Consider the following 23541-nt stretch of genomic DNA (forward strand, 5'->3'; position numbering starts at 1 on the left):
GTGTGCGACAATTGAATTTTATAAATTCAAATCGCCTTGCTCGCCAGTTTCGATATTGCTTCCCGTAATAGCACGTGCCGCCACTTTAAAAAAGGTTATTAATTTACTTGATTTCGTATCCCAATAGTGAGCCTCATAAGGAACAACCTTAAGTACACGTATACGCGGATCTTCTTTTCCACGGTCAAACCAGCCTTCAACCATCTTATTCCAATATTTTTCTATCCGGTCTCTATCTTGACTAATTTCGGCCTCGCCGCTGATGCTCAGAAAGCTATAATTGCGGACATCCGAATACAGCAAGCTAACTTTAGCCGTGTCCTGTAAGTGTTTATGTGTCTCACTTTCCGAAGAAAACAGAAACCAAATATTTCCTTCCTCATCGACTTCCTGCCGGCTCATCGGAATTGCATGAATATAGTCGCTATCTTTTGGATACGTTCCCAACATGCCAATATCAATCTGATCGACGATTTTCTTTAACTTCTCTACCGCTTCTTGATTATAAAGATTTTCTGTGCCCATAGTTATGCTATTTAGTATATTACTTATAGAACAATGAAAAGTCTCTTTTGTTAAGTCTTTTTTTACTTTATATTATCCGCAACCCACACACCAGAACTAAAGCAAGCTTGCAATAAGTACCCCCCGGTAGGCGCTTCCCAATCGAGCATTTCGCCAACACAAAAAACATTAGGGTACTTTAACAGTTCCAAAGAAGCAGACAATTCGGCGAAAGAAACTCCTCCAACTGTAGAAATGACCTCGTCAATAGGTCTAAAAGAAGTAACTTCTATAGGGAAATTTTTTATTGCAAAAGCTAATTTGGTAGAATTGGTATACGTTTCTTTATCCAAAAATCTCAGTAATTGTACAGCTGTTTTCGAAAGTTTTAATTTGTCTTTAAGAACAGAGGCAACGTTCCCTTTATTTTCCAATTCCTTTTCGATGGAAACCATTGCGTGGGTAGGCTTTAAATCTAAAAACAGACGATTCGGAAAAGGATGCTGACGCAGGAAACGATTTAGATAATATACGGGGGCTCCCTCGATACCGTATGATGTAAATACTATTTCACCCCACTTGTTGTGTTCTGCAAATTTTAACTGAATATTTTTTAGTACTTGGCCGGCAAGTGTAGAAAATTCATCTTTCGTGTTCATACCCGAATTAGCAGGTTGTAGAGTATTAACTTGAATACTTCTTGTTTTAAAAAGATCTACCCACTTCGCATCTGAACCTGTTTTAGACCAAGATCCGCCGCCTAGTCCCAAAATTAGTTTATGATAAGCGATTCGTGTAAATTCTCCTTGATGAGTGAAGGTGGCGGCATGCTCATCAAAATCGACCATGCGATAGCCGTAGTGAATTCTTACACCAGCATCTACTAATTTAGCGAGTATCGCTTGCAATACCTGTATAGGCTTTACCCCGTTGGCTGGAAATATTTTACCGGAGCTGCCGATAAATGTAGAGATTCCCAAGCTACCAAGCCATTCCGTCGTTGCTTTATTATCGAAATGTTTAACGATACGTTGTATTTCGACCTTATCATAGTTCTGAATAAACGTATTGATATCTTCACTATGCGTAAGGTTAAATCCGCCGTGGCCAGCTACCAAAAATTTACGTGCAGCAGCTTTGTTCTGTTCGTAGATGTGCACCTCAAACCCCTTCATTGCCAGCTGTTGCGCAGCTATTAATCCCGCTGGCCCCGCTCCAACAATAACAATGGGTGATTTTGACATGCCGCAAAAATACGCAAATCTCTTTTAACCGGATGGGTATTACTCCCTTTCATTCAGTTTCCGTTTACTGCTTTCGCTCAAACCAACCGTTTGTTGCAGCCCTTCCTGAAGACTTTTCCAAATGGTTTTAAAGTGAGAATATTCGGGAACACGCTCATAATCTATCTCTCCAATGTGGTACACTTCATTTGCATCCGGATTGCTATCATTGATTAAAAGCTGGTTGATTAAAAACGTGAGGATACCGCGCTTTCCTCTTTTATTGCTTTCCGCATCGGGAGGATATAAAAGATTCACTTTAAGTTGATCGTAATCAAAATAGAGTTTACCCCAATTTCTGTAGTCATTTCCCTGCATGTCAAAACGTATACGATGCACATTCCCAGAAGCAAACTGGAGATTAAGCAGCGGTGTAATTATACGGTTAAAAGCTGATACTTCCATACTTCCTAACGTTCCAGCATAAGAGTGACTACCATTTTTGCTCAGCATATCGAAGCCAAATAGGGCATGCAATCTTCCCAATCCCATCAGGTTTGCCTGCAAATCTGCTCGCATGAAATTATCCTTTTCCAGTTGACTTGTATCGTTAGTGACATTGGTAATATCACCATGTGCCTGTTGAAAAGTAATCACACCTTCACGATGGTATCTCCCGCTCAACTCGTGATAGGAAACATCTATGTTTTCTACAAAAACTGTATCAAAGTAAAGTGGCAGATTAACCGCCATTATTTTTTGATGTGGGGCTTCTCCTATCTTATTTACGTTATCTTTTTGAAAGCGCTTATCTTTGTGAAATGAGGCTGTACCTCCGGCCATATGTACGTATATAGAGGAAATCCGTTGCCTATCAAATATATCTCGAAAACGGATCTTTTCCATTCGAATAGTATCAAAGTTTAGAAAAATCAAAGCTTTATTCTCCTTATCATTTCGGAAATAATCTACTTTGTTAATCTTCGGTGACAAGTCGATTTTCGTCAATAACAGTTGATCCTCCCTACTGTCTATCATCAAACGTTCAAAACCTATTCTATAAGGGCTGGTCGGAATCTCGTATTCAAATTTTGGAATATCTATCTGTAGGGCTTTGAAATAATATAGACGTGTGGAATCCTCTGCTGCGTTTTCATCTATCAGAATATCATAAAATCGGAATTGTGTACTGTCGACTTTTATCTCGTTTGTGTTACCGCTTTCTGTCTTTGAGTACACGACATTAAAACGATCTAGACTCACTTTGTCTACCTGTATCGACTTGAAAGTATCTTTAATACGATCATACAACGAAGTGGCCCTATCGCGCTTAACCGTATCGTTATAAGCCTGGGGTTCATTCAGCACGAGCAAGTCTGCTCCCCTCAATGTAACATGTTTGATAAATAACTTTTTGCGTATCAAAGCAGACCAGAGGTTCACGCCTTTCACTTCTAAGGATTCTAATTTAATATGGAAACGGCTGTCTGACGCGGTCTTCGACTCAATCTGTTCACGGTAAACTGTGGAATCAGAAACCAGTTCCGCATTCGTCAGACGAACGGTACCTGTTAGGATCTGCAGTTCCATATCGTCATAAGTCAACGTGTACAGCCCCTTGCTTTTTTGTTGGACAACTCCCTCCAGTTTGGCTTTGATTTTGGGCTTCCAATTACGTACGTAGTATGCACCTAGTGACATTGCAACTATAAGCACTAATAACAGAATCCCTCCACTCCACATCCATATACGAGGTATTGAACGTATATTTTTCATCATCCCGCTTAGCCTCATCTGGGTTTACGCGTTTCTTTCCTCTTTTGGCTCCTGATCACGAAGAAAATTCCAAGTGCAATAAACAGAACCGCAAATATAATCGGTAACACCATAGTCTTATCTATTTTTTAATGAACATATTGAATCACAAAAAGGTTTAGATTATTCAAATTTACATAGAAACCCGCTTCTAAACCTTTTCTTCTTTTTATTGTTAATTATAGGTGATAGAAAATTAAACTCGAACCCTATGCGTACACGAAGAGAATTTCTTCAGAAGATTACCTATTCAGCCATGGTGTTGCCTTTGCTCCCTTCCTGGCAATTTGGCTCATTCCGTATTGACAATGAACCCTATGACGGCCCGGTTTTACGGGTGGCTATCATGGGGCTTGGTGGATATGGAACACGCGTTGCACAAGCTATGAAGGCGTGTAAAAAAGCTAAATTGGTGGGCGTAATCAGCGGAACACCCGCCAAGATCAAGGAATGGCAGTCGAAATACCAAATTCCAGAGAAAAACTGCTACAACTATGAAAATTTTGATGACCTAAAGAATAACCCCGACATTGATGCCGTATATGTAATTACCCCCAACGCGTTACATCACGATCAGGTTATAAGAGCCGCAAAAGCAGGGAAACACGTAATCTGCGAAAAGCCAATGGGCTTAAATGCGAAAGAAGGCGAAGAAATGGTTCGGGCATGCAAGGAGGCGAAGGTTAAGTTATTGGTTGGGTATCGTCTGCATTTTGAGCCGAAAACGCTCGAAGTTGTCCGCATGAGACAAAACGGTGATTTTGGAAAAATCCTTTTTTTTCAAGGACAATGCGGGTTTAGGATAGGTGATCCTAACCAATGGAGATTGGATAGAGCCTTGGCTGGTGGTGGTTCCTTAATGGATATTGGCATTTATGCTGTCAATGGCGCTCGCTACATGGTCGGGGAAGAACCCATATGGGCAACCGCACAGGAAATGAAGACAGATCCGGTAAAATTTAAGGAGGGTGTAGATGAAACGATATTATTTCAGTTGGGTTTTCCAAGCGGTGCCGTATCTTCTTGTCTGTCTACATATAATATGAATAACCTCGATCGATTTTTCTTAAACGGGGAAAAGGGTTTTGCCGAGATGCAACCTTCCACCGGTTATGGACCTATAGAAGGAAGGACGCATAAGGGTACGTTTACACAACAGCATGTTACCCATCAAACCATACAAATGGAGGAAATGGCGTCTATTATTCTAGAAGGGAAAGAGCCTATTATATCCGTTGATGGCGAGGAAGGCTTAAGAGATTTAAAAATAATAGACGCCATCTATAAATCTTGTCAGACAGGCGAGAGAGTCGAACTAGTATAAACGCCCATCCACCCCGCGATTTCCGCGGGGCTTCTGAGCGATCACTCGATTACTAAACAACAAAATGAAACAAACTTATGTCCGCTAGGAAAAGCGAACGGAATATTTTTTTTAACCTAGAGGCGGATTCGTATTATACCCCCGATGATTTCTTTGCTTATAACATAGATTGCTTACTTGGAATAAACAACTATAAACATACGAACGAATTATGATTTTTCCAAAAAAATCATAATTTTTTTAACACAAAAATTAAAAACACCGATTATTATTAATGAAAAACAAATTGAATTCATAGATCTACGAGTGGATACGGTATGCCTGTGGTGAAAAAAGATCTTTAAAAAGATACATCTTAAAATTTGTTTGATCCGAATTATTACGCTAATTTTAGCCAAAATGAATAATTAAGATATTGAAATTTATTGAATTTGGTTTCTCTCCCACATTAGAGGAGGGCCTTGATAGTATGGGGTTTGAAGAAGCTACACCCATTCAAGAACAAACGATTCCGGTTATTTTAAATGGAAAGGACATTATCGCTTGTGCACAAACAGGTACAGGTAAAACAGCTTCTTATCTCTTGCCTCTATTGAACAAAATAGCCGAGAATCCTCGAGAACAGATTAATAGCCTTATCCTCGTTCCTACCCGGGAACTCGCCGTACAAATCGACCAACAGATTATGGGATTTGGGTATTTTACCGGAGCCACTTCTATATGTGTATATGGTGGTGGAGATGGCGCGGGTTACGAACAGCAAAGAAGAGCAATTCAAGAGGGAGTAAACATCATTGTTGCAACTCCGGGTAGGCTTATCGCCCACATGGGATCGGGAAAGGTAGATTACAGCCATTTGGAACACCTCGTGTTAGACGAAGCAGATCGTATGCTGGATATGGGGTTTCATGATGATATCATGCGCATTATTAGTGCATTGCCCAAAAAGAGACAAAGTCTATTATTTTCTGCAACAATGCCTCCAAAAATCCGAACGCTGGCAAAGAAGATACTTCACCAGCCCCTGGAAATCAACGTGGCTATTTCTAAACCCTCTGAAGGAATCGACCAACAAGCATATTTGGTATATGATGAGCATAAAATGGAGCTTATCAAACATATATTAGATAATCCTACTTATGAGAGTGTTATTATTTTCGCTTCAAAAAAAGACATCGTTAAAAGGTTAAACAAAGAATTGGTTAAAAAGGGAATTGTTGCAGAAGGTTTCCACTCGGATTTGGAACAAGTACAACGGGAAGATATCATGCAACGATTTAAGGCAAGAAGAATAAGGGTACTGGTAGGTACGGATGTCATTTCCCGAGGTATCGATATTGTTGGGATTAGCTTGGTCGTGAATTACGACGTACCTCCTGATCCGGAAGATTATGTACACCGGATTGGGCGCACCGCACGAGCAGCCACCACGGGTACCGCCATTACATTCATCAACGAAAAGGATCAAAATCGATTTGCCCGTATCGAGCGGTTGATAGAAAGAGAGATACCGAAAACGCCATTGCCTCCTGATTTTGCAGAAGGTCCTTCATACGAACCACGTAAGGGAACCAAAAAGAAAAATAACAATCGGAAAAAACCTTTTCGGAAATTTCCTAAACGCAAAACGGAATAATCCGTTTTGCCTCTACCCTTACCTTCTACGTCTGAAAATCAGATAGTCTAAACTAAATTTGCCCGGACCCAATGTTAAAATCGAGAGATAAGCTATAAAAAAAGCAGTGGCTAATTCATATTCCCCAAATAATTCCCAGTTATGGATATACAAAGCTACCAACATGGTAGCCAGTAAAGGGATTGTAGCCAAGCGGGTGAATAAACCGAGAATCAATAGAACCGAACAGAAAAATTCTGCGAATACGGCTAGGCCCAATGACACCGTACTGCCCAACCCCAATATATCAACAAATCCATCCTTACGTTCATTAAACTCAACTAGCTTAGCATAGCCATGGTAAGGTATCATCAGTACACCAAAACCTACCCGCAGGACAAACGCTGCAAAATTGCTAGATGTTGTTCCTTTCTGGACGGTTAGAAAAAATTTCTTCATATATAAAGATTATATCATGGTAAATATAACAAAAATAGAGACGCAACAATACCCTTCATAGTAAATCGTTTACGTCTCTATTAACGGCGGTAGGTCACACTAACGCAGGTGTGCACGTAGCATCCATGCGGTTTTTTCGTGTGCTTCCATAATACCAACCAAAAAATCTTCCGTTCCGGCATCGTTATGCTTTTCACCAACCTTGTCTATCTGCTCACGAATGGATACAATAATAGCCTCATAATCCGATAATAGTTCTTTTATAAGCCCTTGACTATCGTTTTTCTTATAACGTCTCTCTGTCAATTGGGTCAGCTCCAGAAATTCTTTCATAGTACCCACCGCATAATGCCCAATCGAACGAACACGTTCTGCAATTTCATCAATGGTTTCTGCCAATTCACCATATAGACCTTCAAAAAACAAATGTTGGGAATGAAAATCAGGTCCTTCCACATTCCAATGGGCATTCCGGATTTTCACATACAGCACATGTTCGTCGGCCAATAACTTATTCAAAATGGCTGCAACAGCATGTGAGTCTTTTTCTTTAATACCTATGCTAGCCGAGCTCGCTAGAGCTTTTTCAAGCACAGTTGTGTCTGTTTCTTCCATATCCGTTTTCATAATTAAAAATTTAAGTAAAAATTACGTGTTATTGAGATTAACACAATTTACGGCTTTTTGTTGGTTTTTTTCTATTTTTGCAGCACAAAGTTTTTCGTCCGCATGGTTGCCAACAGCCCTAGCTTTTTTCATCATTTTCAATCGGATATTACCGCACTACCAAAACCCCAAGTGTTCACTTTCCCTTTTTGCTATGAACCTGATGAACTCAGTAAAATAGCTGCTGAAGAATTGCAGATCTATCTCGAAAAGCAACAGGACTTTACGCACAACTTTGGCTTAAAGAAAATGGAAGGTTCTGCCATTGGTAAGATGTTTGGTGTATTAGTAGTGGAAAATGAAGACGGTCAAATGGGCTATCTGGCTGCGTGTTCTGGAAAACTTGCGGGCACGAATCAACACACCTTTTTTGTACCGCCTATTTTTGATATGCTGACAAAAGAGAGCTTTTTCTTGCAGGAAGAAGAACAAATCAACGCATTAAATCGAAAAATTGAAACCTTAGAAGGTTCTCCCGATTTCCCGGCACTCCTCCGGCAGCTCAAAGAAACACAGCAACAGGCTGACGAAGAGTTAAAAACTTATCGCCTCCATATGAAAGAGGAAAAAACAAAGCGAAAAAAAATAAGAACGGAAAGCAAGGATATACTGTCGGTCGCCGACTATCAGTTGTTGGAAACCGATCTCATCAAACAAAGCTATCGTGACCAACATGAATACGCCGTCCTTAAAAGCAAATGGAAAGGACAACTAGAATCTATTGAAATATTAATTCAGGATAAGCGGCAGGAAATAGAAAGTTTAAAAAGCAGTCGTAAATTAAAGTCTGCAACGCTGCAACAGCGATTATTTGAGCAATATCAATTTTTGAATGCGCGGGAGGAAACGAAAAATGTGTTAGCCATTTTTGCCGAGAGCAAGCAGCCTATCCCTCCGGCAGGCGCTGGCGAGTGCGCGGCCCCAAAATTGCTTCAATATGCATACCAGCATCGATTAAAGCCTATCTGTATGGCGGAATTCTGGTGGGGAGTTTCACCATCTTCCGAAGTTCGGAAACACAAAAACTTCTATCCCGCTTGTAAAAGTAAATGTGAGCCCATACTATCACACATGCTAAAAGGTTTACAAGTGGCGCCCAATCCGATGCGCATAAATCCAGCATTCGGACGTACATTTGACATTATTCACGAAGACCACGATATTATCGTCATTAATAAACCCTCGGAATTTCTTTCTGTTCCGGGCATCCATATTACCGATTCCGTTTATACCAGAATATTAGAACAATATCCGGAGGTTTCCGGCCCTGTCATTATCCACCGGCTGGACATGTCTACATCCGGTATTCTGGTATTAGCGAAACATAAAGACGCACATCAATTTATTCAACAACAATTCATACAACATACCGTCATAAAAAGGTATACTGCTATACTAGATGGGATGGTGAACCTAAAAAATGGACTTATCAACTTACCCCTTCGGGTCGATTTAGACGATCGTCCCCGACAAGTAGTGTGTTACAAATATGGCAAACCGGCACAAACGAAGTTCGAGGTACTTACCCATGACAATGGGCTTACCCGTATCCATTTTTTTCCATTGACCGGCCGTACACACCAACTTCGCATACACGCCGCCCATCACCTAGGACTCCATACCCCCATACTGGGTGATGATCTATACGGGCAACGTGCAAACAGGCTACACCTCCATGCCGGGTATATCCAATTCATTCATCCTAGCACCGGAAAGCTGACAACTTTTACAGCAGAAGATCCTTTCTAATAACCAACCATTTCCCTAGTTTATCAAGAAAAAGTCACATTCTCCCCACGTCACACTTCATTCTTTAGAATCATTTAAAGTATTATTACTTTTGTTCGACTTCCTCAAAAACTGACTTGCATAGTTTAAAAGTCAGGTAGAAGGTTCATAAAGAGATATACTATGTCAGGTTATCGCGCAACGTCAATTACCAACAAGCTGTTAGCCTATAGGTTAAAGCCCGGAATGCTTATGGCATTCATTTTTGTTTCCGTTTTATCGTTCGGACAAACCCTTCATTTAAAAGGAAAAGTAATGGATGTAACCAATAAAGAACCTATTGGTTATGCCACCGTCGCAGCGGTAGGATCCACGACCGCAGCATCGACTGACGATAATGGAAATTTCATATTAAAAGTCGAGCCGAATTTTTACAAAATCCGTATATCCTTTGTAGGCTACGAACCCCAAGATGTAAGTATTAGTGGCGAAACTTACCAAGAATTAACAGTTTATCTGGTTCCGGAGGAACACACGATTGAGACTGTAAATATTACAGCTCCGAAACGAGCCAAATATTCCAATAAAAACAATCCGGCTGTCGAACTTATACGAAAGGTTATTGCCCATAAAGATGAAAATCGAATCGCGTCTTACGAATATGCCGAGTATCGACAGTATGAGAAAGTTTCTCTAGGTCTGAGCAACCTATCTGAAAAATTCAAAAACAGAAAAATATTTAAAAATTACCAATTTCTATTTGAAAAAGAAGACGTAGAAACAGGAAGCACCACGAGAGGCTATACGCTACCTGCCTTTATAGAAGAAAGGTTGTCGCAGGTATATACACGTAAAAAACCAAATACGACAAAGCAGCTTATTTTAGCAGAACAGCGTGCGCAATTCGACCCTAAATTCGTAGACAACGATGGCTTGAGCACATACTTTAATAAACTCTACCAAGATATCGATATCTACGAAAGCAATATCGAATTGGTAACAAATCAATTTTTAAGTCCGATTGCTGGATCATCACCGACGTTTTATAGATTTTACATCACCGATACAATTAAAACAGAAACTCCTTATTTGGTAGAATTAAGTTTCTTTCCCCGGAATAAAGCCGATCTTCTCTTCCAGGGAAAATTATATATTACCCTGGATGGGAAATATGCTGTTAAACGGGCCAATCTTACTGTATCCGACGACATTAACCTCAACTTTGTCCGCGATCTGGATGTCAAACTCGACTTTCAGCAGGATGTTAACAACCGTTACTATCTAAAGACAAGCTCTTTAGGATTGGATTTCTCGTTAACAGATAAAGGCACAGGTATCAAGGGCAATCGCACCGTAACTTTCGATGACTTCCGAACAGGTATTGCCCGACCCGACAGCGTCTATGCAGGACCGTCAGTCGTAAAAGCCGTTCAAGAAAATGATACCACATTAAATGAAACATATTGGACAACCCATCGTCCAATTGCACTGAAGCCCAATGAGCAAAACATATATCGTAATATCGACACCTTACAGCTTATTCCCTCCTTTCAGCGCTTTATGGATATAAGTGCTTTAGTTCTGTCGGGCTATAAACAAGCAGGGCCGGTAGAGATTGGTCCTGTCAATACGTTTTATAGCTTTAATCCGGTAGAAGGCTTTAGATTGCGCTTGGGTGGACGCACAACGGATAGACTAAGTAAACGATTTTATGCCGAAGCTTACACTGCCTATGGATTTAAAGACGAAAAATGGAAATATTTCTTGAGCGGAACCTACGCCCTCAACAACAAATCGGTATATACATTTCCGCAACATTACCTACGAGCGTCTGTTATGCGAGATACGAAAATCCCGGGACAAAATTTAGAATTTGTTCAAGAAGATAATTTTTTGTTATCGTTTAAACGGGGTGAGAATGAGCGTTATCTCTACAATGATATCTACCGTTTGCAATATAAACGCGAATTTGAAAACAATTTCTCCTACCTCATCGGTTTATCCAAATGGCGGCAACAGCCAGCTGGCATATTGTCGTACCAAATGTTGGATGATCATGGAAATAATAGATTGTTCAATGAACTTAACACAACGGAACTTTCTGTCAGTTTACGCTATGCACCCCATGAAGAGTTTTATCAAGGCAAATTGTACCGCACACCTATATATAACAAATACCCCATCTTTTACCTCAACTATGTCGCCGGTCTTAAAGATGTTTTAGGAGGAGAATACAATTATCATAATTTCACGTTAGGAGCAGATAAACGCTTTTATTTTTCACAACTTGGCTATGCTGACGTAAATATAGAAGGAAATTATATTCTTGGAGATCATATCCCATTCCCATTTTTGAATATCCATCGGGCGAACCAAACATATGCTTATCAGCTTCGGTCTTATAATCTTATGAATTTCCTAGAATTTGTAAGTGACCGTTCTATTTCCGCAAACGTACAATATTATATGAACGGGTTTCTGTTGAACAAAGTACCCTTGATAAAAAAATTGAAATGGCGTGAGGTGTTCAGTATCAAGGCGATTTATGGCGATTTACGTAATGAGAACAACCCTGCTTATACGAGCAATGTATTCCAGTTTCAAAAGAATGAAGACAATGAACCAATTACATATGGATTTGGAAGCAGACCTTATGTCGAAGCTAGTATAGGCTTAACCAATATCTTTAAATTTATCCGAGTAGATTACGTTAAACGCTTGAATTATCTCGATCAACCCGACGTACCGAAACACGGTATCCGGGTCAGGGTGAAGTTTGATTTTTAAATGGTATGTGTTTTGTTTAAAAAAAAATCTATTTTTAAAACAAAAACCCGCTATGTACCCAGACAAACTTCGCCTAGTTTACCAATATCCGACTATGTCCTATGCTGATATCGACCGGATTATAGAACGGCATGAAAAAGTCTCCTTTAAAAAAGGTGATCTACTATTGCGTGAAGGGCAAATTAGCGATTGCTACTATATATTAGACGAAGGTATTGCCCGCTCTTTCGTTCATGATTACGAAGGTAATGATATCAGTACCAACTTCTTTTGCCCCGGCGAAGTCGTCATTGAAGTTGCTTCTATATTCCATCATATCCCTACGCAAGAGAATATTATCTGTATAACAGATTGCATATTGTGGAAAATAAAGATCGAACAATTCCAAGGGCTGTTCGAGACCATTCCCGCACTGGCAGAATGGGGACGTGCCTGGATGGCCTATCAGTTACTCATCACCAAAAAAAGAGCTATAGATATCATCAGCCTATCAGCAATAGATCGGTATAAACAACTCCTGGCCGAGAAACCACTTATCTTTCAGCAAGCACCATTAAAACACATCGCTACTTTTTTGGGTATTACCGATACCTCCCTCAGTCGTATCCGAAAAGAACTGGTGAATAAATAGCGTCTCTTGAAAACTTGCCCTACGGCAAGTAACTTCAACACCTAGTGCTTTATTTTTGAATAGTTGAAGAGACCAAAACCCCGTTTATTATGGAAATTAGATTCAAAGGCGGTGTGAATATTGCTATGAAGATTCCACCAGAAAAATACGAAGAAACAGTGGCATTTTATAGGGACATTCTCTTATTTGATGTGGAGGAAGTACCTATAACGCACTCTGCTGTATTGGCAACGCACCGATTGGATTTTGGACAAAACATTTTGTGGTTGGACTGTGTTGAGGGAATAACGGATTCAAAAATAAGTTTAGAGATAAGTACGGAGGATATAGAAAGTGCCACAAATTATTTGCGTGTAAATGATGTTACTATATGTGATGAAGTGGAGGAAATAGATCCATCCATGCATTGGATCGAAGATCCCGCGGGTAATATATTTCTGTTAAGGGAAGGGATTGCATGATAAGTATAAACGGTAGGGATTAAAAGTAAGGGCCGAACTGTGACATTCGGCCCTACATCTACCTATGAAAAACATGCCCTTTGGGAGGGCTAATACAAAAGTAGGCTTTAAATTAAGAACCCCACAGCATTTTAAAGAGTTTATTGGCAAATGTCGAAGTATAGCTACACCATATTTTTTTGAACACATCAAATCTTATTCACATTTTATCCGTTTTTCACAAAATTTTATTTAATTCGTAGACTTCAAAGGATATACAATGAGCTTATATAAGTTAGAAGAATATATTGAAACAGGGAATCACCATGACCTGGAAATATTGTTGCGTGCACAACCGGAATTTTTGAGAGAGCAAACAAGCCATGATATATCTCCCTTATTACTCGCTTGTTATTACCACAAAGACCAAGTAATCAAAACGATATTAAATTACTTAACCGCCATCACGATCCATGAGTCCTGTGCGATCGGCTTAGTAGACCAGATAGAGATCATGCTCAAACAGAAACCTGAAGTCATTGACGAGGTTTCCACACACGGCTTTACACCCTTGGGCATAGCGACACATTTCGGGCAAGAAAAGGTTGTGCAAACACTTTTAGCAAAAGGTGCAGACCCCAATATAAGCTCCCAAAATGGGTATTATGTATATCCGCTGCATACAGCGCTTACCGGAGGCTATGATCAGATAAGTAAGATGTTAATTGAAGCCGGCGCAAACGTAAACGTGGCACAACATGCCCGTATCACACCATTGCATATCGCCGCACAACAAGGCAATATTGATATGATCATCATCTTATTGGAAAGCGGAGCAGATGTTTCCGTAAAAACGGAAATGGGCTTGTCCGCTTCTGATCTAGCTCTCGAAAAGGGACATAAGGAGCTGGCGGAAATATTACGGGTAGCCTAATTATATTAACGTTTTATATAATAAAAAAATACATCCATATTTTTGGCGTATATTTTCTTTTTGTTACCTTTAAGGTAGATTATAAACTTCCATCGCTATGCACACAAAAACGGAATACCTCATTTGGGATAAAATTGTCAATAGTGCTAAGACAAGAATCAATCTAAGTGACTATGGTGAAAAGGCAACCAAAATCAGCTCGGAAATTTTGGATAAGTTCATACTACATATCATTGTCGCTTTTGCATCCGGAGAAGAACACTGCACCATCTCTACCAATCTCCACAATGAATTGCATCATATCGGAATCAATGTCCATGAAGATGTAATCGACAAAATAGTTTCAGACAAACACGTCGTATTCAGCGCCGAGATATACGCCGCCTATCTTACGTTCTCTATGTTGGAAGATGGCCACACCGAACAGGAAGTATTGGGGTATGTGACCGATCTTCTGGATACACCAAAAATACATTAAGCATACCCTTCTTTGAAATAAATCCTCAAGTCATCGGTACCCACCTTTTGGATGCTGCTTACTGTTGATTTTAATTGAGGTGCAAGCCTCCCTTTTCCCCAATGAAACCGAGAAACAAAAACGCGCGCTTCATCCCAGATTCCTGCGTCGATGAACGATTGTAGTGTTTTCGCACCTCCTTCGACAATCAAGGACTGTACATCCATCAGATAAAGCTGATATAACATCTGTTGTGGCAGATAGAGATCGAAATGCTCCAATGCAATCAATTTCCTGTTTTTTTGCCAGTCCGTTTGATGTGCGTTGAATACGATCGTTTCAGCTTCCTCATTAAAAATTGTCGCCTCTGCTGATACTTTTAATTCTTTATCGATTAATATACGCTTTGGGCTTTTTCCATGCCATAATCGCGTCGTCAATGCCGGATTATCAATAAGAGCAGTGGATGTGCCGACCAATATCGCATCCTCTTCCCCTCTCCATTTATGCACAAGTTGTTTGCTCGCTTTATTGCTTATCCACTGCTGCGCTGCGTCCTCAGGCGAGAAAAAACCGTCTTCCGTCTGTGCCCATTTCAGTATAACATAGGGGCGTTGCTGTTGAATCCGTGTAAAGAACCGCCGATTGATCAATATACAAGCATCTTCCAGTACACCTATAATTGTATCAATACCCGCTTGTTGTAGTTTTTTTAATCCTTGGCCATTGACTTTGGCAAACGGATCGAGACAGCCAATAACTACCCGCTTGAATTGCAGTTCGACAAGCATATCGGCGCAGGGTGGTGTTTTTCCGAAATGAGAACAGGGTTCCAGACTGACATACATCGTGGATGTGCGAAAGAGCACTTTTGCTTCTGCTTCGCCCAACTTTCGATAGGCATCCTGCACTGCATTCACTTCAGCATGAGGCCCGCCATATGGAGAGGTATAACCTTCGCCAATGATACGATCATCGTGCAAAATGACAGCGCCCACCATTGGATTTGGGCTAACCGTACCAGCTCCAAGCGTCGCCAAATCCAGGCAACGTTGCATATATCTCTCGTCTTGTACCATATTGCAAACTTAGTATTTACCAAAGAATATCGAAAGTGTAATCAGCTTTTGTAAGTTTGTGGTCTTAATTTAATGAGATGAAAACATTCAAGGATGTAGCAAATATGTATGAAGAAGCTCTGTTACCACTATATCCCATAGGGGAAATTAAACAGCTGTTTTTGATGTCATACTCTTTTGTTACCGAGAAAAGCCACACGCACTACATGTTGAACAGCACAAACGAAATCACGGAAACAGTGTTACATCGATTTTTGAGCATACTGGAGGAGCTGAAAACAGGACGTCCGATACAACACATCCTTGGGGTAGCGGATTTCTATGGGCTACGCGTTTCGGTAAACGAACATACATTAATTCCCCGTCCCGAAACCGAAGAACTAGTCGAATGGATTGTCAAGGAGCATCAAAATAGTGAACAGTTGTCCATACTCGATATCGGAACGGGATCTGGCTGCATCGCACTTGCCCTTAAAAAGCACTTACCCCGAGCGCAGATTGATGCGATTGATCTGCAAGGCGAGGCTATAACGGTTGCCCGTGCTAATGCTGCTAATTTAAATCTTTCGGTTAACTTCATCCAAGCAGATGTTTTGGAGTGGGACAGTTTTATGCAAAGAAACCAGCAATATGATGTTGTCGTCAGTAATCCCCCCTATATCACGCCAACCGAACAAAAAGACATGCAAAACAATGTTTTACTTTATGAACCGCATACAGCACTTTTTGTCGAGGAGCAGGCCCCTCTCCTTTTCTATGATGTTATTGCTGAAATGGGGAAAAAACATTTGTTACCGAACGGTAGTCTCTATTTCGAAATTAATCAATATCTGAGCTGCGAGACGTGTGATCTCTTATTAAAAAAAGGCTATGAAGACGTAACATTGCGTCAGGATTTAAACCAAGTAGATCGAATGATAAGAGCGCGTTTTAAAATTATTTAAATGAAAAACAGCTGGTTAAAGCAATCTATTAAAAATAAACAATCAGGTATTTGGCAAGAGTAAACATTTTTTCTACCTTTGCAACACTTCAACGCAAGTATAGTAAGATTCCGTAGCTCAGCTGGTAGAGCAATACACTTTTAATGTATGGGTCCTGGGTTCGAATCCCAGCGGGATCACAAACAAAAGCAACTCTAAAGGGGTTGCTTTTGCTGTTAGCTGGGATGAGAACCCAAGGGTTCGATTCTCGAAGGTTCAGACATGAGTTTGGGCAATGTGGGACTGAACCAATCCCAGCGGGATGAGAACCGAAGAGTTCAAAATCCGGCTATTGTACGACTGATATTTCTACCCGCCGATTTTGTTCCCTCCCGCTTTCTGTATCGTTGGATGCGACCGGTTTGGAAGCACCAAATCCTCTGGCGCTAAGATTTTCTGATGGCACTCCGGCGTTGACAATATAGAGCTTGACCGCATTGGCTCTGTCCTCAGATAGCGATTGGTTGTATTCGGCCGTACCCTCGACAGATGAATGTCCATTGATGATAAAATTGGCCGACGGATCTTTTTGCATCTCTCGAACGATATCGTCCAACACCGCATAGGACTCGGTTTTGAGTACACTAGAATCAAATTCGAACAGGACGTTCTTGAAATTGAAATTGGGTTTTTCGACCACCGGCTCAGCGTCTTTGCGCGGATCCTCTTGAGCGATGGCAGGTTCTTCCACTATCTCTACGGGCTTTTCCCGTACGGGTGTCTGTTCAACCTGGCTACCTGGATTAACCACGATTTTTTTGGACTTACAGGCAGACAGGTGTAAGACCAATAGAACGCAACTTGTTGCTAAAAGGCTTTTTATTATACGCTTCATAGTATGTTCCTTTATTAAAGTGTATGCCCCAAAGATACTATATATTCTTTTATCCTCCCCAGCAAAACGGATGATTTTGGCTGTACGCCATACCTCTTGGAGGTAAAATGTCATTTTATTGCTTCATCGATCGAAGTAATGGATACAGACAGGTATTTATAAAAATCAAAGAACCTGTCCCCATTCCGTAAACTCGGTCGTCATTATTATATATTTAATTTAAAATTTAAGACAGTGAAAGAATTTGCATTAATTTTCAGACTAAAGGACATTTCAGATTTCAAACCATCACCCGAACAAATGCAGGAAAGGATGAATTGGTTAGCAGGTATTGCCTCGCAAAACAAATTAGTGGACAAAGGCAATACACTTTTGCCATTTGCAGGTAACGCAAAAACCATTCAGTCTAACAATGTCATAACGGACGGTGCTTATACCGAAATCAAGGAGTTTATCAGTGGCTACATCGTCATAAAAGCTGATACCATTGATGAAGCCGTAGAAATGGCAAAAGCCAATCCTATTTTTGACCAAGTAGGCGGTAGTATTGAAGTGAGAGAAGTTTTACAACGTGATTAATCCAAAAATCACATAAGGAACTTTTACCACATTATTCCGACAGGAATATGCCAAGATGACGGCTGTACTTTGCCGTCATTTTGGCTGACTGAAAGCCAGCTAAGGCGTTGAATGGATAAATTCTACAATGAAACACTGTTTAAACTCGACACTTCAATCAATAAGTTAACTAGAAGTGTTGTAAGGCTTGTTTTACATTATCCTTGTTAGGCTTAGAAATGGGTATTTTTTCACCGGATAGTAAGAGTAAAATACCGCCGTCTTCTCTTAACCAGCTTTTCACGTATTTTGGATTCACCAAGTGGCTTTGATGCGTTCTTAAAAATCCGTTGGGGCACAATAAATCTGCATATTCTTTAAGTGATTTAGAAACCAATATTTTTTCATCACTCGAAAGAAAGAAGTGAGTATATGTATTGGCTGCTTCACAACGTATGATATCTGATAAAGCAACATACCTTATTTCGCCTTGCATCTGTAGGGCAATCTTGCTCACGTTCCTTTCAGGCTTTTTTAGCTGTTGCAGTAAAAAATCGAGCTGCGAGGTTTGCATTTGTGTAGCCAATTTATGCTCGGCTTTATTTACCGCATGCATCAATTCCTCAATATCGATAGGTTTTAGAAGATAATCTAAAGCGGCAAATTTCACAGCTTGTATTCCATATTGGTCGTAAGCGGTAACAAAGATAACTTCGAAATTACGTGACGGCAACAGTTTTAGTACATCAAAGCCTGTTTTATCGCCCATTTGAATATCCAGAAACACCAAATTAGGTAAATGTTTTTCAATAGCATCAACGGCATCACTTACATTTTGCGCCGTTGCGATTATAGCTACCTGCGAACAGTGCTTTTCCAGCAAAGTCCGTAGATTTTCTACATTGGAAATTTCGTCATCTATTAAAACTGCTCTCATCATGTTATAGCCAATCCGTTAATGTCAATCCTATTTTAGTTCCGTCGTCAGACGATTGTGTAGCTAAGATAAAGCGATTTTCTTTATAAATACTATTTAATAGCGCTATTCTACTGTCGCTTAATTGAAGACCTAAACCAGGGTACCTTTTTCCCGTGTCAAATCCATTTCCATTATCGGTAACAGTCAAGACCAAATCATCTGCTTGCTTCATAAATTCAATGACGATTTTTCCAGCAGTAGCTTGTTGCGAAATGCCGTGCTTCACTGCATTTTCTACAAAAGGTTGCAACAGCATACTTGGTATTTCTATGTTAGCTAAATCCAAGTCTTCGGAATGATTGATTTCGTACTGAAAGCCAAACCGCAATTGCTCCATTTGTAGGTAGTCGTCTAATAAGTTTTTTTCTTGTGACAAACTGATCAGTTCTTTATAATCAAGTACGTTGCGCGTTAATCGAGCAAATTTAGAAAGGTATTTATTGGCATTGTCTGTTTCGTTCTTATTCATCAGATTTTGAATACCAGAGAGTGCATTAAACAGAAAATGAGGGTTTAATTGGGAACAAATGGAGTTAAGCTGAAGCTTTGCGATGTTTTTTTGCTGCTCTTGTTCTGCTAGCTTTTTCTTGTTTCTTTTTCTCGTAAAGTAGAAGATAACAAGAAAAACGAACCCAAGAGAAAATGTTATAATAAGGGTATATATAAAAGCTTCTTTTTTTGTGTAGCTTTCTTGATCTAAAGTGATAGCGAGTGTATATCTGGCTGTATATTTTTCTATTTCTTGTGGTGAAATATCATAATCGAAAATACCCTCATGGGATATATCCCATCGAATCTTTGGCTGAATGATGATTTCATAATCTCCCGATTTTTTAAAAATGCTTTTGTCGACCTTTACATGAGGTAAATACTTATTACCTTCTTCATTAAGGTAGCCGCCATATAGCCATGAAGTGGATTCAAAGATTATTTTATCTGTTTTCTTATCTTTTATGGAGGTGGAGTAGATATAGTCAATATATGTCTTGTCTTTTATAATAGTCAGTTCGTCATCTTTTTCAGTGAAAGTGAGGTCTATTCTTTCTTTTGGCCGTATTATACGAGTGTAGTCAATGCCTTTTTCAGTTGCGAAACGCTTTGCTATGATTTCAATTTTTGGTCTCGGAATAGACTTCCCGTAAAACACATTTTCATAAACATCTTGCGGTCTTTGGATGTCATAAGTTAGTATTGTAATGGTTTTGCCTTTTATAGGGAAGACACCAAGTGTTGTGGAATCCAGTACTTCGTCTTTCCATTCATGATCTTTCCTGATGACATCTTTTAATTCCTCTTTATTGATCGGCTTGTTTACCGCTATCGGTTCATCATCGGCCAAAATGGTGTACCGATAGTTCTGCGGATTCTCTGTCTTTTGAAAATACATCTGGACACTTACATGGTTGACTTCCGGCAAATAATTAAAAGAGGTGTTGGGTTGATTGGGAAATTTATTGCCATAATAGACATTGTTTGCTGCGCTATCAACATGCATGGTTAATCTTCCTCCGGCATCGTAGGAGATATAGAAGTTGATGCCTTTTTGTGCACGTACTGTCGATAGCGTGATGATGAAGCTAAGAAATGTAAAGACGATCGTTTTCATGGTGTTGGGTTTAATTTTCATCAAACTTGCCACAATAATAGCAAAACTAAAACCATAAAACAGCAAGGGCAGTGTTTGAATTAGTAAATGTAATATTTTGTGCAGTATTTGAATTACCGATCGGACAAACCACAGGCCATAGGCTTGCCCTCTGTGAGCTATTTTGTCGCAAAACGGTTTTGGAATACATCCAGTTAAAAATAATGGCACTGGCTAAACAAAAGATACTAGACAGCAGCAAGACCATTAACCAAATCGCCTACGAGTTGGGCTTTAGATAGTTAACCCCAAATTCCATTCATCTCCGTCAATATGATGGGCTTATCTCCGGTAATAATAATCGTATGTTCATGTTGCGCCATATAACCTCCTTTGTCTCCAGCCATTGTCCAACCGTCATCAAGCTCTATTGCATAAGAGGAAGTAGTTGATATAAAAGTTTCAATAGCTACTACCGAATTCTTTTTAAACCGTCTCTGGTCAAATCGATTTTTATAATTCATCAGCTCGTCAGGTTGCTCGTGCAATCCCCTTCCGATACCATGTCCGCCGAGATTTTTAATCACCATGAACCCTCTTTTTTTAGCTTCGGTTTCCATTAATTGTCCAATGTCAGAAATTTTCACTCCGCCTTTTATGGTATTTATTGCTTTTTGTAAAATCTGTTTTGATGCATCAATAAGCTTTTGATGTTGGTGAATGTCTTCTCCGAGTACAAACGAACCTCCGTTGTCAGACCAAAAGCCATCGAGTTCTGCAGAGACGTCTATATTTATCAGATCGCCCTCTTGTAGTATTCTATTTTCTGTAGGGATACCATGACAAAATTCATTATTTACGCTTATACACGTTGAGCCTGGGAAACCATAAGTAAGATGAGGCGCTGACTTTGCCCCGAAGCTCGAAAGTATTCTTGCTCCGTAGTCGTCTAATTGCTTTGTGGACATTCCAATTTTAACGTAATTTCTCATTTCCTTCAAAGTGAGAGCAACAGCATCACTCACTCTCTTCATTCCAATTATATCGCCTTCGTTGGTTATCAACATAGTTCCGTTTAATTTTCTATTACCATACCGGATACAAAAGTATACCTTCAATGAGGTTTGGTAAAGTAAAAAACGGACATTTACCGTTTGCTATCCATATACTCCATCTTATAATCGCCAATGTGTTTTTCACTATCGGCGATATTCTTTTTCTGTTTCAAAAAATTGAAAATTCCAACCGCCAACAGAATTGCCGAAATCACAATAAATACAATTTCGATAAGATGTCCCTGTTCTATAGTCGTTAAATTATTGATACTAACACCGGCCACCAGAAAATACATAGATGTCCGTATAAACGACAACAAGGTAGATTGATTGGCCAACACGGTACGTGCGAGCGCAAGTTTTTCCCGAAGTATTAAATCTTTATTCATCATATAAACAAAAGCAATAGTCGTGTGCTATATTTTCTTTAACACTTTCTCAAAAGTGTTGATATTACGTGACGTGAAAGAATTTTTTAAGTTCTTTCGTCCCAATATATTTCCAAACTCGGAATCGAGAGTGTTTCCTTTAGGAACAGTCCAATAAAAATTACAGCCTATGATCTGTGCCGCTTCTCCCGGTGCTTTTCTTGATTTCTCAAATTCTGACATCAATATTTTTTCTATCCCATCCACACCAACGAAACTGTAAATATGGTATCCGGGGTTTGTCTCAAAAGGATTTTCACGAAAAATAGCCTCTATTTCCTTCTTGCTTTTGATGAATAGAAAAGCTTCGTAGGAAAAATGTGCTGACATAGCCTCCTCCAGTGTATTTTTTAACTCTTCCACTTCTTCTTCCGAGGAAAACAGGATATTTCCAGACGCCAAAACAGCGGAAACATCTTTCGTCCCCGCTTCCGCGAAAACGGAACAGACTTCCGCCATTTTCATATTCGTGCCTTTGACATTCACCCCTCTTAAAAATGCACAAAATCTATTATCAGAATTAGAGACTTTCATTACCGGTGAGTATTTTTAATGTTTAACTGATTGATAACCGCAAGATAGATAAAGTTTTATTTTAGGTCTATAATTTTATAAAAATATTTGCGTAGTCAAATGACTACATTTATATTTGTAGCCAAATGACTTCACAATGAATTTAAGACGAGATGTATTTCAGGCGATCGCGGACCCGACAAGAAGAGCAATTCTTGTTTTGGTGGCAACACAATCTATGACAGCAGGAGCTATTGCTTCAAATTTCGATTCGGCCAGGCCTACTGTTTCCAAACATATCCAAATCCTTGCCGAATGTGAGCTTCTGCAACCCGAACAAAATGGCCGGGAGATCATCTATCATCTAAACGGTTCCAAGATGAAGGAAATAGCAGATTTCATCGAACCTTTTCGCAAAATATGGGATGATCGTTTCAACAAATTAGAAGCTTTAATGAAAAATTATAAAACCAAATAGCATGGAACTAAAAACACAAGTACACGCCGAAGAGGGCAAACAGGAACTCTTTATCACAAGGGAATTCGATTTACCGTTAGGATTACTCTTCAAAGCTTATGAAGATCCAGACATCGTAGCACAGTGGATGGGTACGCAAGTTATAAAACTAGAAAATACAAAGTATGGAAGTTGGCAATTCGAAACTTCCTATGAAGGAAATGTTGTATTCAGTGCCAGCGGTGTCATTTTGGAATTTGTCCCAAATCAAAAGATAACACGGACGTTTAAAATGGAAAACACGGACTTTCCTGTCCAGCTAGAGTTTTTCGAGTTTGAGGCATTAGACGATAACACGAGTAAATTAACCATGCAAATTATTTTCAAAAATGTTGCATTCCGGGATCAGCTACTCCAGATGCCATTTGCACAAGGTTTAAATATGGCACACAACAGATTACAGGAAATCCTAAAACAACAATAATC

At 39.7% G+C, this 23541-nt stretch carries 24 protein-coding genes and 1 tRNA gene; 13 read left to right on the forward strand and 12 right to left on the reverse strand.

Annotated features, from left to right (window positions below):
* Positions 1-18 precede the first annotated feature (18 nt).
* The 3 genes from G5B43_RS03760 to G5B43_RS03770 all read right to left on the reverse strand — a co-directional run bounded on the left by G5B43_RS03760 (position 19) and on the right by G5B43_RS03770 (position 3506).
* The gene (locus G5B43_RS03760) at positions 19-525 is read right to left on the reverse strand and encodes a pyridoxamine 5'-phosphate oxidase family protein (protein WP_165293350.1); all 507 of its coding nucleotides are present in this window, start codon (positions 523-525) and stop codon (positions 19-21) included.
* Between the two features lie 62 nt (positions 526-587).
* Positions 588-1748: an NAD(P)/FAD-dependent oxidoreductase gene (locus G5B43_RS03765; RefSeq protein WP_165293351.1), complete on the reverse strand. Its 1161-nt coding sequence runs from the start codon at positions 1746-1748 to the stop codon at positions 588-590.
* 39 nt (positions 1749-1787) lie between these two features.
* A complete protein-coding gene (locus G5B43_RS03770; protein WP_165293352.1) occupies positions 1788-3506 on the reverse strand; it encodes a hypothetical protein in 1719 nt (572 codons plus the stop codon).
* A 247-nt stretch (positions 3507-3753) separates the two neighbouring features.
* On the opposite strand from G5B43_RS03770, the gene G5B43_RS03775 reads away from it, so the two are divergent.
* Both G5B43_RS03775 and G5B43_RS03780 read left to right on the forward strand, forming a co-directional pair.
* Complete coding sequence (locus G5B43_RS03775; protein WP_165293353.1) at positions 3754-4866, forward strand: Gfo/Idh/MocA family protein; 1113 nt, start codon at positions 3754-3756, stop codon at positions 4864-4866.
* A gap of 415 nt (positions 4867-5281) precedes the next feature.
* Entirely contained in the window at positions 5282-6502 is a 1221-nt protein-coding gene (locus G5B43_RS03780) for a DEAD/DEAH box helicase (RefSeq protein WP_165293354.1), read from the forward strand.
* An 18-nt stretch (positions 6503-6520) separates the two neighbouring features.
* Here G5B43_RS03780 and G5B43_RS03785 read toward each other — a convergent pair whose 3' ends face one another.
* On the reverse strand, positions 6521-6940 hold the full coding sequence (locus tag G5B43_RS03785; RefSeq protein WP_165293355.1) for a DoxX family protein: 420 nt from the start codon (positions 6938-6940) through the stop codon (positions 6521-6523).
* A 99-nt stretch (positions 6941-7039) separates the two neighbouring features.
* A complete protein-coding gene (locus G5B43_RS03790; RefSeq protein WP_240904713.1) occupies positions 7040-7567 on the reverse strand; it encodes a Dps family protein in 528 nt (175 codons plus the stop codon).
* Between the two features lie 102 nt (positions 7568-7669).
* On the opposite strand from G5B43_RS03790, the gene G5B43_RS03795 reads away from it, so the two are divergent.
* From G5B43_RS03795 to G5B43_RS03820, 6 genes are all read left to right on the forward strand, one after another.
* Positions 7670-9355, forward strand: coding sequence for an RluA family pseudouridine synthase (locus tag G5B43_RS03795; protein WP_165293356.1), 1686 nt, complete (start codon positions 7670-7672; stop codon positions 9353-9355).
* Between the two features lie 162 nt (positions 9356-9517).
* Positions 9518-12121 (forward strand): DUF5686 and carboxypeptidase-like regulatory domain-containing protein, encoded by a 2604-nt coding sequence (locus tag G5B43_RS03800; RefSeq protein ID WP_206367213.1) that lies wholly within the window; start codon positions 9518-9520, stop codon positions 12119-12121.
* 52 nt (positions 12122-12173) lie between these two features.
* Positions 12174-12752 (forward strand): Crp/Fnr family transcriptional regulator, encoded by a 579-nt coding sequence (locus G5B43_RS03805; RefSeq protein WP_165293357.1) that lies wholly within the window; start codon positions 12174-12176, stop codon positions 12750-12752.
* Positions 12753-12841: 89 nt separating this feature from the next.
* Positions 12842-13213, forward strand: a complete 372-nt coding sequence (locus G5B43_RS03810; protein WP_165293358.1) for a hypothetical protein — start codon at positions 12842-12844, stop codon at positions 13211-13213.
* 259 nt (positions 13214-13472) lie between these two features.
* A complete protein-coding gene (locus G5B43_RS03815; protein WP_165293359.1) occupies positions 13473-14126 on the forward strand; it encodes an ankyrin repeat domain-containing protein in 654 nt (217 codons plus the stop codon).
* Between the two features lie 97 nt (positions 14127-14223).
* Positions 14224-14604: a hypothetical protein gene (locus G5B43_RS03820; protein WP_165293360.1), complete on the forward strand. Its 381-nt coding sequence runs from the start codon at positions 14224-14226 to the stop codon at positions 14602-14604.
* Here the strand turns inward: G5B43_RS03820 and ribD are convergent.
* Positions 14601-15662, reverse strand: a complete 1062-nt coding sequence (gene ribD / locus G5B43_RS03825) for a bifunctional diaminohydroxyphosphoribosylaminopyrimidine deaminase/5-amino-6-(5-phosphoribosylamino)uracil reductase RibD (protein WP_165293361.1) — start codon at positions 15660-15662, stop codon at positions 14601-14603. The two genes, G5B43_RS03820 and ribD, sit on opposite strands and share 4 nt — an antisense overlap.
* 77 nt (positions 15663-15739) lie before the next feature.
* On the opposite strand from ribD, the gene prmC reads away from it, so the two are divergent.
* Both prmC and G5B43_RS03835 read left to right on the forward strand, forming a co-directional pair.
* Positions 15740-16606: a peptide chain release factor N(5)-glutamine methyltransferase gene (gene prmC / locus G5B43_RS03830; RefSeq protein ID WP_165293362.1), complete on the forward strand. Its 867-nt coding sequence runs from the start codon at positions 15740-15742 to the stop codon at positions 16604-16606.
* A gap of 106 nt (positions 16607-16712) precedes the next feature.
* A tRNA-Lys gene (locus tag G5B43_RS03835) sits at positions 16713-16785 on the forward strand.
* 149 nt (positions 16786-16934) lie between these two features.
* Here the strand turns inward: G5B43_RS03835 and G5B43_RS03840 are convergent.
* Complete coding sequence (locus tag G5B43_RS03840; protein WP_165293363.1) at positions 16935-17480, reverse strand: OmpA family protein; 546 nt, start codon at positions 17478-17480, stop codon at positions 16935-16937.
* 312 nt (positions 17481-17792) lie between these two features.
* Here G5B43_RS03840 and G5B43_RS03845 point away from each other — a divergent pair, with 312 nt between their 5' ends.
* Positions 17793-18059 carry a YciI family protein gene (locus G5B43_RS03845; protein WP_240904717.1) on the forward strand — a complete coding sequence of 89 codons (267 nt, stop codon included), beginning with the start codon at positions 17793-17795 and terminating at the stop codon, positions 18057-18059.
* Positions 18060-18228: 169 nt separating this feature from the next.
* Here the strand turns inward: G5B43_RS03845 and G5B43_RS03850 are convergent, their stop codons facing one another.
* The 5 genes from G5B43_RS03850 to G5B43_RS03870 form a co-directional block, all read right to left on the reverse strand.
* Positions 18229-18978: a LytR/AlgR family response regulator transcription factor gene (locus G5B43_RS03850; protein ID WP_240904719.1), complete on the reverse strand. Its 750-nt coding sequence runs from the start codon at positions 18976-18978 to the stop codon at positions 18229-18231.
* A 1-nt stretch (position 18979) separates the two neighbouring features.
* Positions 18980-20623 carry a sensor histidine kinase gene (locus G5B43_RS03855; RefSeq protein ID WP_165293365.1) on the reverse strand — a complete coding sequence of 548 codons (1644 nt, stop codon included), beginning with the start codon at positions 20621-20623 and terminating at the stop codon, positions 18980-18982.
* A 281-nt stretch (positions 20624-20904) separates the two neighbouring features.
* Entirely contained in the window at positions 20905-21669 is a 765-nt protein-coding gene (gene map / locus G5B43_RS03860) for a type I methionyl aminopeptidase (protein WP_165293445.1), read from the reverse strand.
* 80 nt (positions 21670-21749) lie between these two features.
* Positions 21750-22049: a DUF202 domain-containing protein gene (locus G5B43_RS03865; RefSeq protein ID WP_165293366.1), complete on the reverse strand. Its 300-nt coding sequence runs from the start codon at positions 22047-22049 to the stop codon at positions 21750-21752.
* Positions 22050-22073: 24 nt separating this feature from the next.
* Positions 22074-22619, reverse strand: coding sequence for a DUF1697 domain-containing protein (locus G5B43_RS03870; RefSeq protein WP_165293367.1), 546 nt, complete (start codon positions 22617-22619; stop codon positions 22074-22076).
* A gap of 136 nt (positions 22620-22755) precedes the next feature.
* Here G5B43_RS03870 and G5B43_RS03875 point away from each other — a divergent pair, with 136 nt between their 5' ends.
* Both G5B43_RS03875 and G5B43_RS03880 read left to right on the forward strand, forming a co-directional pair.
* Positions 22756-23076 carry a metalloregulator ArsR/SmtB family transcription factor gene (locus tag G5B43_RS03875; RefSeq protein ID WP_165293368.1) on the forward strand — a complete coding sequence of 107 codons (321 nt, stop codon included), beginning with the start codon at positions 22756-22758 and terminating at the stop codon, positions 23074-23076.
* Between the two features lies 1 nt (position 23077).
* The gene (locus tag G5B43_RS03880; protein ID WP_165293369.1) at positions 23078-23539 is read left to right on the forward strand and encodes an SRPBCC domain-containing protein; all 462 of its coding nucleotides are present in this window, start codon (positions 23078-23080) and stop codon (positions 23537-23539) included.
* Positions 23540-23541 lie beyond the last annotated feature (2 nt).

The organism is Sphingobacterium sp. SGR-19, from assembly GCF_011043555.1.
Lineage (GTDB): Bacteria > Bacteroidota > Bacteroidia > Sphingobacteriales > Sphingobacteriaceae > Sphingobacterium.

Coding starts and splice junctions, on each gene's coding strand:
- G5B43_RS03770 (WP_165293352.1), bottom strand. CDS start 3,506: ATGATGAAAAATATACGTTCAATACCTCGTATATGGATGTGGAGTGGA.
- ribD (WP_165293361.1), bottom strand. CDS start 15,662: ATGGTACAAGACGAGAGATATATGCAACGTTGCCTGGATTTGGCGACG.
- G5B43_RS03870 (WP_165293367.1), bottom strand. CDS start 22,619: ATGAAAGTCTCTAATTCTGATAATAGATTTTGTGCATTTTTAAGAGGG.
- G5B43_RS03820 (WP_165293360.1), top strand. CDS start 14,224: ATGCACACAAAAACGGAATACCTCATTTGGGATAAAATTGTCAATAGT.
- G5B43_RS03865 (WP_165293366.1), bottom strand. CDS start 22,049: ATGATGAATAAAGATTTAATACTTCGGGAAAAACTTGCGCTCGCACGT.
- G5B43_RS03850 (WP_240904719.1), bottom strand. CDS start 18,978: ATGATGAGAGCAGTTTTAATAGATGACGAAATTTCCAATGTAGAAAAT.
- G5B43_RS03845 (WP_240904717.1), top strand. CDS start 17,793: ATGAATTGGTTAGCAGGTATTGCCTCGCAAAACAAATTAGTGGACAAA.
- G5B43_RS03805 (WP_165293357.1), top strand. CDS start 12,174: ATGTACCCAGACAAACTTCGCCTAGTTTACCAATATCCGACTATGTCC.
- G5B43_RS03765 (WP_165293351.1), bottom strand. CDS start 1,748: ATGTCAAAATCACCCATTGTTATTGTTGGAGCGGGGCCAGCGGGATTA.
- map (WP_165293445.1), bottom strand. CDS start 21,669: ATGTTGATAACCAACGAAGGCGATATAATTGGAATGAAGAGAGTGAGT.
- G5B43_RS03790 (WP_240904713.1), bottom strand. CDS start 7,567: ATGAAAACGGATATGGAAGAAACAGACACAACTGTGCTTGAAAAAGCT.
- G5B43_RS03760 (WP_165293350.1), bottom strand. CDS start 525: ATGGGCACAGAAAATCTTTATAATCAAGAAGCGGTAGAGAAGTTAAAG.
- G5B43_RS03785 (WP_165293355.1), bottom strand. CDS start 6,940: ATGAAGAAATTTTTTCTAACCGTCCAGAAAGGAACAACATCTAGCAAT.
- G5B43_RS03815 (WP_165293359.1), top strand. CDS start 13,473: ATGAGCTTATATAAGTTAGAAGAATATATTGAAACAGGGAATCACCAT.
- G5B43_RS03855 (WP_165293365.1), bottom strand. CDS start 20,623: ATGAAAACGATCGTCTTTACATTTCTTAGCTTCATCATCACGCTATCG.
- G5B43_RS03810 (WP_165293358.1), top strand. CDS start 12,842: ATGGAAATTAGATTCAAAGGCGGTGTGAATATTGCTATGAAGATTCCA.
- G5B43_RS03795 (WP_165293356.1), top strand. CDS start 7,670: ATGGTTGCCAACAGCCCTAGCTTTTTTCATCATTTTCAATCGGATATT.
- G5B43_RS03800 (WP_206367213.1), top strand. CDS start 9,518: ATGTCAGGTTATCGCGCAACGTCAATTACCAACAAGCTGTTAGCCTAT.
- G5B43_RS03840 (WP_165293363.1), bottom strand. CDS start 17,480: ATGAAGCGTATAATAAAAAGCCTTTTAGCAACAAGTTGCGTTCTATTG.
- G5B43_RS03880 (WP_165293369.1), top strand. CDS start 23,078: ATGGAACTAAAAACACAAGTACACGCCGAAGAGGGCAAACAGGAACTC.
- G5B43_RS03775 (WP_165293353.1), top strand. CDS start 3,754: ATGCGTACACGAAGAGAATTTCTTCAGAAGATTACCTATTCAGCCATG.
- G5B43_RS03875 (WP_165293368.1), top strand. CDS start 22,756: ATGAATTTAAGACGAGATGTATTTCAGGCGATCGCGGACCCGACAAGA.
- prmC (WP_165293362.1), top strand. CDS start 15,740: ATGAAAACATTCAAGGATGTAGCAAATATGTATGAAGAAGCTCTGTTA.